The sequence below is a fragment of the Aurantiacibacter suaedae genome (assembly GCF_005434915.1).
Taxonomy (GTDB): Bacteria; Pseudomonadota; Alphaproteobacteria; order Sphingomonadales; family Sphingomonadaceae; genus Alteraurantiacibacter; species Alteraurantiacibacter suaedae.
The window spans coordinates 60,801-75,896 of the sequence record NZ_SKCG01000003.1; the positions used below are offsets into that span (position 1 = coordinate 60,801).

A 15,096-nucleotide genomic window follows, 5' to 3' on the forward strand; every position below is an offset into this window, starting at 1 on the left:
GGGTGGTTCCTTGCGCTTGAGTTGGGGGGAAGGGTTTGCCCGTGTGACTTCGGGCATTTGCATGGCTCAATACGAAGCGGGGGCCGACACCTTCGCGTCGGCCCCCGTGGCTGCTTAGTACTTGATGCTCAGGCCGAGGCGGAACGTCCGGCCCAGCGTGTCGTAAAGCGAGCGGTTCGTCTGCGGGTAAGCCTCGGTGTTGTTCCCGAACGGCCCGTTGCCGATCAGCACCGGCGCGCGATCGAACACATTCTTCACCGCAAACAGCGCCGTCGCCTCGACCCCACCGACCTCGAAATCGTAGTTGAAGTTGCTGTCGAGGTAGAAGGTGCCCTTGATCGAATTGGTATTGATCGTGCGGTTCAGGTTGTCGCTCGTCGGGCAGCCGGTGGTGCATTCGATCCAGTCGTTGTCGTAGACGCCATCGCCGAAACCGCGACCCACCAATACCGCCGAGAACCCGCTATCGAAGGCATAGCCAGCCGAAACGCGGTAGACGAGAGTGGGGATGCCGCCGCCCGCGTTGACGCCAGCGATATCATCTACCTCGAAGCCCGAGTCCGAGACGTTCTCGATAGTGTAGGTCGCGAGGCCGCGCAGGGTCAGCGCGCCATTGCCGATCGGCGCGCGGTAACTTGCCTCGATATCGAAGCCGCGCGACTTCTGGCTGGCGAAGTTGATCGGGTAGCGGTTGATGAACTCGACATCGGTGTCGGAGCCGGCGGCATAGATGATGTAGTCGCACAATTCCGGTTCGCTGCCGTCGAAGCACAGGTCGACCGTCTGCTGGGCAGTGATGGTCGATACCGCCCCCTCGATGTCGATATCGAAGTAGTCCACCGAGGCGGTGAAGCCGGGCAGGAACATTGGCGTGAAGACCACGCCGAGGCCCAGCGTATCGGCCTTTTCCGGCTCTAGATCCGGGTTGCCCAGAGTGCGCTCGACGAACTCCTCGGGCCGGACTGCGCCGCCACCGATTGGAATGTTGACCGCATTGGTGCGCGCGGTGCCCGCGTCGAACAGTTCGAGCAGGTTGGGCGCACGAATATCGCGCGAGAGCGTGCCGCGGAAGCGCAGGTCGTCGAGTGGCTGCCACGAGAGGCCTGCCTTCCATGTCGTGACCGTGCCCGAGGTCGAATAGTCGGTGACGCGCACCGCACCATTGAACTCGGCTCCGAAGCCCAGCGGAACGAGCGCTTCGACATAGCCTTCCTTGACGTTCACCTTGCCGGTGGTGACCCGGTAGTTGCCGTAGAGGAAGCGGTTGAGGTTTACGGGATCGATATAGCCATCGACCGAGTCCTCGCGATATTCGCCGCCGAACGCGATGCTGACCGGGCCTTCCCAGGTGTTGAACAGCTCACCGATTGAGAAGTTCAGCGCCACCACGTCCTGCTTGATCTCCTGCTGGCGCGAGGGATAGACCTCGAACAGGAAGTCGAGCGCTTCCTGCGTCACCCCGCCCACGCCGATACGGTTGATCGGCACGCAGCCGGGCAGATCGTTCGACGGATCGGAGTCGGTGTTGACCCGGCACTGGATGGTGCCGCCCGAGACAACTGCATCCTGCATCGCGTCGAGCCGCGAATTTTGCCAGGTGTTGATCAGCATCTCGTCAGTCTTGGCTTCGCCGTGCTGGAAGTAGGTGTCCCAGTCGAGTTCGAGGCCGGCGAGGCCGAAGAACCCGCTGGCACCGGCCACGTACCGCGAGACCTCCCGGGTGTTGTCGCCCCCTGCGGCCGGAATCCCGGCATTGGAGGTGCCCATGCGGATGGCGGTGATGGGTTCGGCGGCGGTTGCGTTGTAATCGGCGATCTGGGCCACCAGCTCGGGCGGGAGGTAGGCGTTGTCGATCGCGATATCGACGTTCACCGAGGGCGTTTGCTGATAAAAGCTCCTCCCTTCGAACTTGTTGTAGCTGGCCTGCGCGAACACCTCGAAGCTCGGCGTGATTTCGTAGCTCAGGCGGCCAAACAGGCCGATCCGGTCCTCGTCGTTGGCGAGCGAGTTCGAACCTACGTGGCCCTGGCTCGAATAGTCGTAGTCACCGCCGACCATCCACTGGCCCGAAACCTCGCCGAAGTTCAGGTCGTTGATCGAGGCGAGGCCGGTCGTGTTGTCGATCGTTCCGAAATAGGTGCCGTCGAACGGGCAGGAGGCAGCGTCATCGCCAGCCCGGCAGCCGGTGATAAGGCCGCCCGGCGTAAGGTTGGACGATCCGATGCGCGGGGCCACGATGCGCGAGGGCAGGCCGTTGCCGGGTACATAGTCGGGGTTTTCGATCATGAAGTAGTGCGACTGGTTCCAGTCGCGGTCGATGAAATCCTTGCCCGTCTGGTTGAAATATTCGCCGCTGACGATGAGGTGGCCGCGCCCGCCTGCAAATTCGGTGCCGAGGGTGAGCTGGGCAAGATGGTTGGGAACGTCGGAATAGGTGGTGACACCGTATTCGTAGCTGGCCTTGATGCCGGTGAAGTCCTTATCGAGGATGAAGTTCACCACACCCGCCACAGCGTCCGAACCGTAAACCGAGGAGGCACCGCCGGTCACCACTTCGACCCGCTCGATCAGCGCCTGCGGGAAGGTGTTGATGTCGACGAGGCCGTCCGAGGTAGAGCCGACCGAGCGCTGACCGTCGAGCAGCACCAGCGTGCGCGACTGGCCGAGCGAGCGCAGGTTCAGCGCCGAGATGCCAGACTTGCCGTTGGACAGGCTGCCCGAGTTCGAAACGGCGGTCTGGCTACCGCTGACCGAGGGCAGCGTGTTTACGAAGTCAGCGATGTTGGCGGGGGCTTCGGCGTCGATTTCCTCGCCGGAAATAACCGAGAGCGGGGTCGGCGCATCCGAACCGTCGCGCACGACGCGGCTTCCGGTGACGACGATGCGGCTTTCGTCATCGGACACCTGGGCAAGGGCTGCGCTCGGCATCAAGGCCAGGCCGGCAACGCTGGCGACAGAGGCCAGCAGGCTGACGCGGGCAAGGCGTGCAGCGCGGGTGGTGGCGGAAAGCGGATTACTCATGGATCGAACCCCCATTGATTAGGTGCGTGTCGATCCTCCCCAAACGAAAATACGGGTCATTCTGCGGCTGCGGTGTTTCGTCCCTGATCGAAACTTGCCGAGCCGTGCGCCCTGAAGAATTTATAATTCAATTCCGGCGACCGGATGCCGCAAAGTTTGCGTCATTTCGATTGCTGTTCGGGGATATCCGTCATAAAAATAAGAAATTGCAACGGATTTCAATTTTAACCCGGCAAAGATTATTGTGATTCGTCAACGCTTGCCGTCTGATTCGAGAATTACCGGCGCGACGCGCCTCTTTGCCACCTCGCGCATGAGGAAGGATGAGCGGATTTTCGATACATAAGGCAGTTTGGAAAGCTCGCGCCGGTATACGTGGTCGTACTCTTCGAAGCTGCGCACGTTGATCAGCATCATGAAGTCGTTCTCGCCCGAGATGAAAGAGCAGAACGACATCGACGGGCATTCGAGCACGGCGGCTTCGAATTCCACCAGCGAACTTTCTTCCTGCGAACTGAGCTGGATGAGAACCAACGCGGTGATTGAATAGCCGAGCTTTTTCTGGTCAATTATCGCGGCATATCCGGAGATAACGCCAGCCTCTTCGAGAATCTTGCGGCGGCGAGCCACCGCCGTGCTCGACAGGTTAACCTCTTCGCCCAGAGCCACATCGGCTGCGCGACCGTTGGCTACCAGGCCTTTCAAGACTCGCAAATCGGTACGATCCATGGATGCGATGGAGGATTTCAACGATATATCCTTTCATGACGCTCGATATTAAAAATATGACTGCCAAACTTTTGCATATTTCACGATAAACGCAATGGCTTTGGTGGTATCCCCCTTAATAGAAAGCCGCGCAAGGTCTGGCGGGGCGCAATCACGGGGGCATCATGCGTTTCGTTTCAAACACTTCATGCCTGCGCGCGGCATCTTCGCGTGCGGCACTGGGCATGGCCGCCTTGATCGTATCAACATCGGCCCAGGCGCAGGACCGCTTGTTCGCCCCAACCACTCCGGCTGACAGCGGCGCGGTCTACTTCACGCTTCCCGCGCTCGATGCCGAGGGCGACTCGGGTTGCTATATCTATGCAACCTCGCTGCGTTCGGGCCTCGGCTCGCCAAACATGCGGCTCGATCGCGGGATGCTGGGCGATGAGCAACTGCTGTGCTTCCGCAAGGTCGGCACCCAGATTGCTGCTGTGTTCGAGAACCCCAAGTTCGAGGCCACCGGCGATGCCGACACCGCTACCGGCGCGGCTGAAAGCTTCCCCACGGCGGTGGTCGCCATGCTGCCGATCGTTGACGATCGCGGCGCGGGCGGGGTGGTCGTCGACATGTCGAAGTTCCTCTTGCGCGATTCCATCGACGTTTCTGCGGCGCTGGCACCCGGCGGCGACTATCGTGCCGCGCCCGACCTTTCGGGCATCGACACCGCTTCGGTGAAGAGCTTTCCGCTCAACACCGAGATAGACACCATCCAGACCTTCACCAGCGCGCGTCCCTCACGCGAGATGCGCGATTTCTCGCCCGAGCCCCGCGCGCTCACCTTCATCGTCCATCACTCGTTTATCGCGTTGCCCGAGCCTGGCTTCGTGCCGCGCGTGGCCGATCCGCGCGCGCCGGTGTCCGGCCCGATTATCTATGATTACGGCTCCCCGCTCGGCCAGCCGGTAGCGATCCCGCTGGCCGCTCGCTTCCGCCTCGAAAAGACCGATCCCAGCGCCGAGGCAAGCCCGGTGGTCAAGCCGATCGTGTTCTATATCGACCGCGCCGCACCCGAACCGGTGCGCACTGCGCTGATGGAAGGCGTGAACTACTGGGCCTCCTCGTTCGACAAGGCGGGCTTTACCGGCGGTTTCCGCGCCGAGATCCTGCCCGAGGGCGCAGACCCGCTCGACGTGCGCTATAACATGGTCAACTGGGCCAACCGGATGACGCGCGGGTGGTCCTACGGCGGCGGCATCCGCGACCCGCGCACTGGCGAAATCATCAAGGGCAACGTGGTGCTCGGCGCGCTACGTGTGCGGCAGGACATTACCATTTTCGAGGGGCTGGTCGGCACCGCGCAAAACGGCACCGGCGGCCCGAACGACCCGGTGCGGGCGGCGCTAGACCGTATCCGCCAGCTCGGCGCGCACGAGGTCGGCCATGCCATCGGCTTCATGCACAACTTCGCCGGCTCCACGCAGGATCGCACGACTGTGATGGACTATCCCGGCCCGCGCATCCTGTTGGAAAACGGCCAGATCAGCCTGCGCGATGCTTACAAACACGGCGGCGGCGCATGGGACGACTATTCGGTCGACTGGCTCTACGGCAGTGCCGAAAGCGCCGAAGCCAAGGCGTGGGCGGCAGAAGAGGCTGGCCTTGCCTTCTCCACCGATATCGACGGCCGCGACCCCTCGCTGCCAAGTGCTGCGGCCTCCATGTGGGACGACGGACCTGACCCCATCGCCGCCCTCGACCACATGGAGGCGGTCCGCGCCATCGCGCTCGCCAACTTCGGCGAGCAGGTGCTGCTGCCGGGCGAGCCGCTGGCCTTCCTACGCCGCAAGTTCGTGCCGATCTGGCTGCTCCACCGCTACGATATCGACGCGGCGGGCAAGCTGATCGGCGGCCTTGCCTATGATTACAAGGTGGCGGGCGATAACCACCCGCTGCCCGAATGGATCGACGCGGACACGCAGCGCGCGGCGATGGCCGCCCTGATCGACACGCTCGACGAGAATTTCCTCACCGTGCCCGACCGGCTGCTGCCGCTGCTGTCGGTGCCGATCACCCGAACAGGTGATCCGCAGTTCGATATCGAGGTGTTCCGCAATTCGGGCGCGGCCTCGTTCGATCCGCTGGTGGCGGCCGACGTCGCCGCGCAGATCACGCTCGACAGTATGCTCGCACCTGCGCGCCTTACGCGGCTTGTCGAGCAGCACAGGCAGGATGCAACCATGCCAGGGGTCACGGATCTGGTTGACGAACTGGTTTCAGATGTGATCAATGCGCGCAGCAACGAGGTCGGTCGCCGGATCGCCTGGCGCACCGTGCTCTCGCTGGTGGAGGCTATGCGCGACGAAGAAACCTCGCCTGAGGCTGCGGCCATTATCGCCAGCCGGCTCGATAGCCTGAAGGACGGGCTGGAGGATGCGGAAGGCGGCGTCGACGCAGACTGGGCGCATTATGTTGCCGACTTGCTCGACGATCCGGATGCGCTCGCAGCGGTGCTTTCCAACAAGGAAGAGGCGCCCGAGATTCCGCCCGGGATGCCCATTGGCGGTTTTGGAGGATGGTTCGATGACTGAGGCCGCGACGATGGAGGCCAAGGCGGAACCTCTGCTGCTCCCGCTCGATAGCTGGCACCGCGAGAAGGGCGGCCGGATGGTCGAGTTCGCGGGCTATGCCATGCCCATTCAGTATGAAGGGATCATGGCCGAACACGAGTGGACACGGACGAGCGCGAGCCTGTTCGATGTCAGCCATATGGGCCAGCTCACCGTGGCTGGGCCGGGTGCCGGTGCTGCGCTCGAAAAGCTGCTTCCGGCGGATCTTGGTGCGCTGAAGGAATGCCGCACGCGCTATTCGCTGTTGTTGGCGCAGGATGGCGGCATTCTCGACGATCTGCTTATCACCCGCACCGGCGAGGATTCGTTCCGGCTGGTGGTGAACGGGGCGACCAAGCACGACGACATCGCCTATCTGCGCGCGAACCTGCCCGAAGAGGTGACGCTCGCCTATCATGACGAAATGGCACTGATCGCGTTGCAAGGCCCGCTGGCCGCATCGGTGCTCGACGACCTTCTGCCGGGCATTGCCGAGGCGCTGCCGTTCATGGCCTCGGCCAGCCGGGGCTGCGCGGATGCGCATCTGATCGTGTGCCGTTCGGGCTATACCGGTGAGGACGGGTTCGAAATCGCTGTGCCTTCGGACAAGGCGGTGAAGCTGGCCGATGCGCTGCTGGCGGACGAACGGGTCAAACCCGCCGGGCTGGGCGCGCGCGACAGCTTGCGGCTTGAGGCGGGCCTCCCGCTTTACGGCCATGATATGACCGCGAGCATCGACCCGGTCAGCGCGGACCTTGCCTTCGCCATTTCCAAGCGTCGACGCGAGCAAGGCGGCTTTGCAGGGGCCGAGACGATCCTGCCGCTGCTGGCAGAGGGTGCGCCGAGCAAGCGCGTGGGCCTCGCCATCGAGGGCCGCGCTCCGGCACGCGAAGGCGCGACGATCATGGCGGGCGAGCGCGTGGTTGGCGTCGTCACCTCGGGTGGCCATTCGCCCACGCTGGGTCGGCCCATTGCCATGGGCCATGTCGAGGCGGGGCTCGCCGCAACCGGCACCGAACTTCAAATCGACGTGCGCGGCCGCAAGCTTTCCGCCACGGTCGCACCGCTTCCCTTCGTACCTCACAACTACCGTCGCCAAGGAGGAAAATAATGACCCGCTACTTCACAACCGACCACGAATGGATTGAGGTCGAAGGCACCAGTGCCACCGTGGGGATTACCGATCACGCTCAGGAGCAACTGGGCGATATCGTCTTCGTCGAGGTGCCTGCGGCGGGCACCGCCGTGGCCAAAGGCAAGGAAGCCGCCGTAGTGGAATCGGTCAAGGCCGCGAGCGACGTCTACAGCCCGATCACCGGCGAAGTGACCGAAGGCAACGCCGCGCTCGAAGACGATCCGGCGTTGGTCAACACCGCCGCCGAGACCGACGGCTGGTTCTTCAAGGCCACCATCGCCGACACGTCGGAACTTGCAGGGCTGATGAACGCCGAAGCCTACGCCACCTTCTGCGCCGATCTCGACTAACACGAGGCAAGTCCATGCGTTATCTTCCGCTTACCCCGGCTGACCGGGCCGATATGCTGTCGGCTATCGGTGCCCCATCCATCGAGGCGCTGTTTGCCGATGTGCCCTCCGCCGCACTGCTCGACGGGCCGATCGAAAGCCTGCCAAATCACGCCAGCGAAATGGCGGTGGAACGGCATATGGCGCGGCTCGCGAGCCAGAACACGGCGGCCGGGGAGGCTCCGTTCTTCCTCGGCGCAGGGGCCTATCGCCACCATGTGCCGGCCTCGGTCGATCATCTGATCCAGCGCGGCGAGTTTCTCACCGCCTATACGCCCTATCAGCCCGAGATCGCGCAGGGCACCTTGCAGATGCTGTTCGAGTTTCAGACGCAGGTCGCCCGGCTTTACGGCTGCGACATTGCCAATGCCTCGATGTACGACGGGTCGACCGCGGCTTGGGAGGCGGTGGCAATGGCCCGCCGCATCACCAAGCGCGGCAAGGCGCTGCTCTCGCCGGGTCTGCATCCGCACTATGCGGGCAATATCAAGACCATGGCGAAATTTACCGGCGACCAGATCGTGCACGAGGCCCCGCGCCTCAGCGCCAATGCGGGCGAGGACGCGCTGATCGCGCAGATCGACGGTGAGACTTCCTGTGTCTTGGTGCAGTATCCCGACATTCTCGGACGCTTGCCAGATCTCGCCAGGATTGCTGAGGCCACCCACGCGCAAGGTGCCCTGCTGGTGGCGGTCGTCACCGAGCCGGTGGCGCTCGGCGCGATCCGCTCGCCGGGTGAGCTGGGCGCGGACATCGTGGTGGGCGAGGGCCAGTCGATTGGCGTCGGACTGCAATTCGGCGGGCCGTACCTGGGCCTGTTCGGCTGCCGGTCGGAGCATGTTCGGCATATGCCGGGCAGGCTCTGCGGCGAGACCGTCGATGCAAGCGGCAAACGCGGCTTCGTGCTGACGCTGAGCACGCGCGAGCAGCATATTCGGCGCGAGAAGGCGACCAGCAACATCTGCACCAACTCGGGGCTGTGCGCGCTGGCCTTCTCGATCCACATGACCTTGCTTGGCGGTACGGGCCTGGCGGCGCTGGCGGCGGAAAACCACCGGCTGGCTTGCCTAGCGGCTGACAAGCTGGCCGAAGTGCCGGGAGTTTCGGTGCTTAACGACAGCTTCTTCAACGAGTTCTGTCTCGTCCTGCCCACCGATGCCCGCACTGTTGTGCGAGAGCTGGCGGCAGACGGCGTGCTGGCGGGTGTTTCGCTCGGGCGGCTCTATCCGGGGGAGGAGGGGCTTGCCAAAGGGCTGCTCGTCGCCGTTACCGAAACCATCAGTGAGGACGATATCGACGCCCTTGTCACCGCGATCCGGGAGAAACTTGCATGAACGCGAACCCCTCCGGCTGGCGTCCGTCCACCCCCGAGGCTGTCGCTCTCGATGGCGAAGGCGCGCCCACCAGCACCGGCAACCGCGCGCTGATGCTCGAAGAAGGGCTGATCTTCGAGATCGGCTCACTGAACAATTGCGGCGTCGACCTGCCAACCCCTTCGGCAGAGACGTCCACCCGGCTGGGCGGGATGTCACGAGCTACCCCTCCCGCCCTGCCGGGCTTAAGCGAACCCGAAACGGTGCGGCACTACACGCGCCTCAGCCGCCAGAACTATGCCATCGACCTTGGCCTGTTCCCGCTCGGCAGCTGCACGATGAAGCACAACCCGCGCCTTAATGAGAAGGTGGCGCGGATGCCCGGCTTTGCCGATCTCCACCCGCTCCAACCGATGAACACGGTGCAGGGCGCGCTCGGCGTGATTGACGAGCTGGCGCACTGGCTGGTGACGCTCACCGCTATGCACTCGGTGGCGATGAGCCCCAAGGCCGGCGCCCATGGCGAGCTGTGCGGTGTGCTCTGCATCCGCGCCGCGCTCGAAGCACGCGGCGATCCGCGCGAGGTGATGCTGGTGCCGAGTTCGGCCCACGGCACCAACCCCGCCACCGCCGCCTTCGCCGGATACAAGGTCGAGGCCATTCCGGCGGGAGACGATGGACGGATCGACTTCGCAGCGCTCAAGGCGCGGCTCGGGCCGGACGTGGCGGGGCTGATGATCACCAACCCCAACACCTGCGGCCTGTTCGAACGCGACATGATTGCGATCTGCGAGGCGGTCCACGCGGCGGGCGGCTATGTCTATTGCGACGGGGCCAACTTCAACGCCATCGTGGGGCGCGTGCGGCCGGGCGATCTCGGCATCGACGCCATGCATATCAACCTGCACAAGACCTTCTCCACCCCGCACGGCGGCGGCGGGCCGGGTTCGGGGCCGGTGGTGCTGTCGGAGGCGCTCGCCCCCTATGCGCCCTTGCCCTATGTCACCAAGGCGGCAGACGGCAGCTTTGAACTGGTCGAGGAAGGCGACGCAGGCGCGGGCGAGAGCTTTGGCCGGATGGCGGCGTTCCACGGGCAGATGGGCATGTTCACCCGCGCGCTCACCTATATTCTGTCGCACGGAGCCGATGGCCTGGCGCAGGTCTCGGGCGACGCGGTGCTCAACGCCAACTATGTGCTGCGCGCATTGGAAGGCGTGATGGAGGCGCCCTTCGCCGATGCGGGGCCGTGCATGCACGAGGCGCTGTTCTCCGACGAGGGGTTTGCCAAGGGCTTTTCGACGCTCGACTTGGCCAAGGCGCTGATCGACGAGGGCTTCCACCCGATGACGGTTTACTTCCCGCTGGTGGTCCACGGTGCGATGCTGATCGAGCCGACCGAATGCGAGAGCAAGGCCGCGCTCGACGAGTTCATCGGCGCGCTGCGCGGGATTGTCGAGCGGGCCAGGGCGGGGGACGAAAGCCTCCACCTCGCACCGCTTTATGCGCCTCGTGCCCGGCTCGATGAGACGGCGGCGGCTAGGAAGCCAAAGCTGGTGTGGACGGAGTAGCGGCGGGAGTAGGTCGAAACGTAATTGGGCGTCAGCTTCGGGATGTTCCTGCCGCAAGAGCGGCCATTCCGGAGTCGACCCAACTCCGGACATTCGCCAAGCGGGAAGGTTCAATTGGGGGCTTCGCGCGAACGAGTGACGATAAATTGCCATTCGACGTCGCTGCCCGGTAAGAAAATCGAACGCTGAGCAACCCTGAGAGGCTCGTTCGGAAATTGATTTGAAGCATAGTAGAGCGTTTTTCCCGACGCCTGAGGGTATCTCACCTCGAGGTTGCGATCCCATAATGATCGGCTCCGCAAGTCGTAGTGTCCTGTGCCGCTAATCTGCCAATAGTGCCCGCTTTGCGGTTGCAGATAGCGTTGGTCGCTAAGAGCTTCTGTAAAGAAAACCTCCCCGTCAGGGCCAACTTCAGCCACAGCGATGATGTTGGTAAGCGCACGTTCGAGCTGTTTTTCTTCTTGCCGATTCTGGCGCACGGCATCCTGATAGGCCTTTTCCTCTCCAACGGACTGCGACAACAAAAATAGTGCTAATGCTGTTGCGATAGTGATAACGGCTATTGCTCCCAAAATCAGTGACCAGGTGAACACCGCATGGGACTGGTGGGCTGTAGTGGTAAAGTCCGGCGTTTGGGCTACTGTTGGACCGTACCCTTCTGCCTCGTTGAGTAACCGTGCAGCTTGCAACGAGGAAGTGGTGCCGAGCTTTGTCCTTGCCATCTTCAACCGCTTCTCGACCGCGTGGTGCGAAATCTGCAGATCGGCCGCGATTTCTTTTGCGGATTTGTGTTGTAGCCATTCCCGCAGGCACACTTTCTCGCGCTCGGTCAATCGAGCGAGTTTCTCTTCAGTCTTCATGTTTTTGGGGGTAAAGATGGTATGGGACAGATCGAAGTAAGGCCCGATAGTGATGACCTTTTAGGCTCAATAAGCGTGATTGCTTTCCACCTCAATTCCAGCCATTCGATCATAGAGCTGACATCCCGATAGCGGACGATCGTTCGAAAGCGGCGGCGGGGCCTGCGAACTGGCCGCTTTCCTACACGCGCCAAGCGCAGGCATAAGAGCGAAGGCCCTGCGCCTGCGCTCTTTCCCATCGTCGAATTCCTGCGGCTTTGCGGTGCTTTTGTGACCCGGAGCTTTTTCTCTCCAGGACACTGTCACACCTGTCACACCTTGGGGCGTGACAGGGTCAGGCAATGACCCCGAACAGGTCATGAGCGTCGGCATCCTCGACCTCGACGTTTACGAAGGCACCGGGCTGCAAGTCAGCGGGCACATCGCGCAAGTAAACCGCACCGTCGATCTCGGGTGCATCGGCCTGCGAGCGGCCGGTGGCGCCGATATCGCCGTCCTCGTCAGGCTCGCCGACCTCGTCGATGATCACCGGAAGCACGTTGCCGACCTTGGCCGCGAGCTTGGCCGCACTGATTCGCTCGGTCACTTCCATGATCCGGGCATAGCGCTCTTCCTTCACCTCCTCGGGCACCGGGTCGGGCAGGGCATTGGCCTGCGCCCCATCAACCGGCTCGAACCTGAACGCGCCTACGCGGTCGAGTTGGGCCTCTTCCAGCCAGTCGAGCAGGTACTGGAAGTCCTCCTCGGTCTCGCCGGGGAAGCCCACCACGAATGACGAGCGTACCGCGATCTCGGGGCACACTTCGCGCCAGCTCTTCAGCCGTTCGAGCACCTTGGCCTCGTTCGCCGGACGCTTCATCGCCTTGAGCACTTTCGGTGCGGCGTGCTGAAAGGGAATATCGAGATAGGGCGTAAGCAGCCCCTCCGCCATCAGCGGGATCACCGCATCGACGTGCGGGTACGGGTAGACGTAGTGCAGCCGCGTCCACGGGGTGGCGCCATCGGGCGTGCGCAGCTGGCCGAGTTCGCGGGCGAGGTCGGTCATATGCGCGCGGACGGGGTGGCCCTTCCACTCGCGCTCCTCATGGCGGGTGTCGACGCCATAGGCCGAGGTGTCCTGACTGATCACCAGCAGCTCGCGCGTGCCCGCGGCGACCAGCTTTTCCGCCTCGCGCAGCACCGCGTCGATGCGGCGGCTGGCGAGTTTCCCGCGCAGATCGGGAATTATGCAGAAGGCGCAGGAGTGGTTGCAGCCCTCCGAGATCTTGAGATAGCTGTAGTGGCGCGGGGTCAGCTTGATGTCAGGCTGCGGAATGAGGTCAACGAACGGCCCCTGCGTCGGCGGAGCGGCCTCGTGGACGGCTTCGACAACGTCCTCGTACTGATGCGCGCCGGTGATCGCCAGCACCTGCGGGAAACGCGCGCGGATCGCCTCGGCCTCGTCGCCCATGCAGCCGGTCACGATCACGCGGCCGTTTTCGGCCATCGCCTCGCCGATAGCTTCGAGGCTTTCTTCCTTGGCGCTGTCCAAGAAGCCGCAGGTGTTGACCAGCACCACGTCGGCCCCGGCATAGTCGGGGCTCATGGCATAGCCATCGGCGCGTAGCCGCGTGAGGATGCGCTCGGAATCGACCAGCGCCTTGGGGCAGCCGAGCGAGACCATGCCGATGCGCTTTGGATCAGGTATTTGGGTAGCCATTATCGCAGCGCCCCTACACCCGATGGGCGCGATGCGCTAGATGGGCGCTGCTTGTGAGAAAAGGAGCCGAGCGATGGGCGCAATCAACCTGCTGGCGGTGTTCGCCGGAACCGCAGCGTTCTGGCTGCTGGGCGCGCTCTGGTATGGGCCGTTGTTCGGCAAGGCCTGGCGCGACATGAACGGCGTGACCGAGCAGATGATGAAGGATGGCATTCCGGGGGCGAATCCGGTCTGGCTCATCATGCTGCTGAGTTTCGCGTTCGAGATGGTAGTGGTGCTGATGCTTGGCCATCTGATCGCGCGCACCAATCCGGCTCCGCACGTAATCATGATGATGGCAACCGGCCTCGCGGTGGCGGTGATGGCTCCGGCGCTGGGGATCAACTACCTCTACCAGATGAGGCCGGGAAAACTGTTCGCCATCGACGCGGGCTACTTCGTGGTGGGCATGGCGCTGGCAGGCGGGGCCTTTATCCTGCTGGGCTAGAGACTGATAACATGCCCCTGATCCACCATGCTCCCCTCCCCTTGGGGAGGGCCTGGGGGTGGGGGCTCGAGGCTGGCGTGGAACCCCCATCCCAACCCTTCCCCAAGGGGAAGGGCTTTGCGGGTCAACGCTTTGTCATCAGGCTCAGGGCGAGCGGGTGTTGGGGAAGAGGAGGCGGCTCAGGTCTGGGATTGAACTTTTCTTCAGCCCTGAGAGAAAAGGTCAGCCCTCGCTCTCAGTCGGCGCGCTGGGCAAAATTTCCACCACCACATCGCCCGCCTGAAGTGCGTCGGTTTCCGGCTCCCAGAACCCGCAAGCACGGCCATTGCGATAAATCCGCATCCCGCGCCCGCCCGTCGCCAGTGCAGACAGCGACTTGCCGATTTCCTCAGGCTTCACCGGCCGTTCGACCAGTTGCACCCGGCCCGTCACCGAGGCGAGGTCGGCGAGGTATTCGGCGATATGCGCCCCGCGCGCACTGCCGGCCAGCAGCAGCCCCGTAAAACGGACGGGGTTGATGACCTTGTCCGCGCCCGCCTGCCGCGCAAGCAGCTCGTTATCGTCGGCGCGAACGACCACGCTGATCGGCACGTTGGGGGCCAGATGACGCACGGTGAGCACGATCAGGATCGAGGCATCGTCACGGCCCGCAGAGACGAGGACCGTTTGCGCCTGGTCGATCCGCACCGCGCGCAGGTTGTCATCGCGTGTGGCATCGGCCTCGATCACGTTGCAGCCCAGATCCTCGGCATGGACGAGGCGCTCGGGCGCGGTATCCATCACCACGATGCAGGCGGGATCGGTCCCGCGCTCGATCAGTTCCTCGACCGCTTCCTTGCCGGAAACCCCGAACCCGAGCACGACGACGTGGTTCGATAACTGGTCCTGAATGCGGGCCATGCGGAACTTCTCCCAAGATCGCTTGATGAGGAAATTGTAGGCGGTGCCCACGAAGATAAACAGCACGGCGAAGCGCACCGGCGTCACGATCACGGCCTCGACCAGCCGCGCGCGGTCGGAGATAGGGGCAATGTCGCCGAACCCCGTCGTGGTGATCGAGATCATCGTGAAATAGACCACGTCGAGAAAGCTGACGTGGCCATCGGTATTGTCGATCAGCCCGTCGCGGTCCCACCAGTGGATCATCACCACCAGCATGATCAGCGCCAGCGCGATCGAGAGCCGGATGCCAAGATCGCCCCAGACGGGGATCTGCACTGCGCGGCGCAACGGGGAAAAGCGGCGTCTCTGTTCGCCCGAACGCTTGGGAGGATGGTTTTCGAACATGCCTGATCCTCCCGCCATGC

11 protein-coding genes are annotated in these 15,096 nt (G+C 63.4%); 6 read left to right on the forward strand and 5 right to left on the reverse strand.

Annotation, left to right across the window (positions count from 1 at the left end; all coding sequences use genetic code 11):
- Window positions 1–114 precede the first annotated feature (114 nt).
- Window positions 115–3,021, reverse strand: a complete 2,907-nt coding sequence (locus E0473_RS11210) for a TonB-dependent receptor plug domain-containing protein (protein WP_241657471.1) — start codon at window positions 3,019–3,021, stop codon at window positions 115–117.
- Between the two features lie 252 nt (window positions 3,022–3,273).
- A complete protein-coding gene (locus E0473_RS11215; RefSeq protein WP_137680996.1) occupies window positions 3,274–3,750 on the reverse strand; it encodes an Lrp/AsnC family transcriptional regulator in 477 nt (158 codons plus the stop codon).
- A gap of 164 nt (window positions 3,751–3,914) precedes the next feature.
- Between E0473_RS11215 and E0473_RS11220 the strand changes: the two genes are divergently transcribed.
- Genes E0473_RS11220 through gcvPB form a run of 5 tightly spaced genes read left to right on the forward strand, consistent with a single transcriptional unit; the run spans window position 3,915 to window position 10,743 of the window.
- Window positions 3,915–6,320 carry a zinc-dependent metalloprotease gene (locus E0473_RS11220; RefSeq protein ID WP_241657473.1) on the forward strand — a complete coding sequence of 802 codons (2,406 nt, stop codon included), beginning with the start codon at window positions 3,915–3,917 and terminating at the stop codon, window positions 6,318–6,320.
- Entirely contained in the window at window positions 6,313–7,449 is a 1,137-nt protein-coding gene (gene gcvT, locus E0473_RS11225) for a glycine cleavage system aminomethyltransferase GcvT (RefSeq protein ID WP_241657474.1), read from the forward strand. The genes E0473_RS11220 and gcvT overlap by 8 nt, the downstream gene beginning before the upstream one ends.
- Entirely contained in the window at window positions 7,449–7,823 is a 375-nt protein-coding gene (gene gcvH, locus E0473_RS11230) for a glycine cleavage system protein GcvH (protein ID WP_137680997.1), read from the forward strand. The genes gcvT and gcvH overlap by 1 nt, the downstream gene beginning before the upstream one ends.
- A 14-nt stretch (window positions 7,824–7,837) precedes the next feature.
- Window positions 7,838–9,196 carry an aminomethyl-transferring glycine dehydrogenase subunit GcvPA gene (gcvPA, locus tag E0473_RS11235; RefSeq protein ID WP_137680998.1) on the forward strand — a complete coding sequence of 453 codons (1,359 nt, stop codon included), beginning with the start codon at window positions 7,838–7,840 and terminating at the stop codon, window positions 9,194–9,196.
- Complete coding sequence (gcvPB, locus tag E0473_RS11240) at window positions 9,193–10,743, forward strand: aminomethyl-transferring glycine dehydrogenase subunit GcvPB (RefSeq protein WP_137680999.1); 1,551 nt, start codon at window positions 9,193–9,195, stop codon at window positions 10,741–10,743. The genes gcvPA and gcvPB overlap by 4 nt, the downstream gene beginning before the upstream one ends.
- Before the next feature lie 110 nt (window positions 10,744–10,853).
- Here the strand turns inward: gcvPB and E0473_RS11245 are convergent, their stop codons facing one another.
- Window positions 10,854–11,603: a helix-turn-helix domain-containing protein gene (locus E0473_RS11245; protein WP_137681000.1), complete on the reverse strand. Its 750-nt coding sequence runs from the start codon at window positions 11,601–11,603 to the stop codon at window positions 10,854–10,856.
- Between the two features lie 334 nt (window positions 11,604–11,937).
- On the reverse strand, window positions 11,938–13,302 hold the full coding sequence (rimO, locus tag E0473_RS11250; RefSeq protein WP_137681001.1) for a 30S ribosomal protein S12 methylthiotransferase RimO: 1,365 nt from the start codon (window positions 13,300–13,302) through the stop codon (window positions 11,938–11,940).
- A gap of 73 nt (window positions 13,303–13,375) precedes the next feature.
- Between rimO and E0473_RS11255 the strand changes: the two genes are divergently transcribed.
- The gene (locus E0473_RS11255; RefSeq protein WP_137681002.1) at window positions 13,376–13,789 is read left to right on the forward strand and encodes a DUF1761 domain-containing protein; all 414 of its coding nucleotides are present in this window, start codon (window positions 13,376–13,378) and stop codon (window positions 13,787–13,789) included.
- A gap of 222 nt (window positions 13,790–14,011) precedes the next feature.
- On the opposite strand, the gene E0473_RS11260 is transcribed toward E0473_RS11255, so the two are convergent.
- Window positions 14,012–15,076: a potassium channel family protein gene (locus E0473_RS11260; RefSeq protein ID WP_137681003.1), complete on the reverse strand. Its 1,065-nt coding sequence runs from the start codon at window positions 15,074–15,076 to the stop codon at window positions 14,012–14,014.
- Window positions 15,077–15,096: the final 20 nt, after the last annotated feature.

Coding starts and splice junctions, on each gene's coding strand:
- gcvPB (WP_137680999.1), top strand. CDS start 9,193: ATGAACGCGAACCCCTCCGGCTGGCGTCCGTCCACCCCCGAGGCTGTC.
- E0473_RS11255 (WP_137681002.1), top strand. CDS start 13,376: ATGGGCGCAATCAACCTGCTGGCGGTGTTCGCCGGAACCGCAGCGTTC.
- E0473_RS11210 (WP_241657471.1), bottom strand. CDS start 3,021: ATGAGTAATCCGCTTTCCGCCACCACCCGCGCTGCACGCCTTGCCCGC.
- E0473_RS11220 (WP_241657473.1), top strand. CDS start 3,915: ATGCGTTTCGTTTCAAACACTTCATGCCTGCGCGCGGCATCTTCGCGT.
- gcvPA (WP_137680998.1), top strand. CDS start 7,838: ATGCGTTATCTTCCGCTTACCCCGGCTGACCGGGCCGATATGCTGTCG.
- E0473_RS11215 (WP_137680996.1), bottom strand. CDS start 3,750: ATGGATCGTACCGATTTGCGAGTCTTGAAAGGCCTGGTAGCCAACGGT.
- rimO (WP_137681001.1), bottom strand. CDS start 13,302: ATGGCTACCCAAATACCTGATCCAAAGCGCATCGGCATGGTCTCGCTC.
- gcvT (WP_241657474.1), top strand. CDS start 6,313: ATGACTGAGGCCGCGACGATGGAGGCCAAGGCGGAACCTCTGCTGCTC.
- E0473_RS11245 (WP_137681000.1), bottom strand. CDS start 11,603: ATGAAGACTGAAGAGAAACTCGCTCGATTGACCGAGCGCGAGAAAGTG.
- gcvH (WP_137680997.1), top strand. CDS start 7,449: ATGACCCGCTACTTCACAACCGACCACGAATGGATTGAGGTCGAAGGC.
- E0473_RS11260 (WP_137681003.1), bottom strand. CDS start 15,076: ATGTTCGAAAACCATCCTCCCAAGCGTTCGGGCGAACAGAGACGCCGC.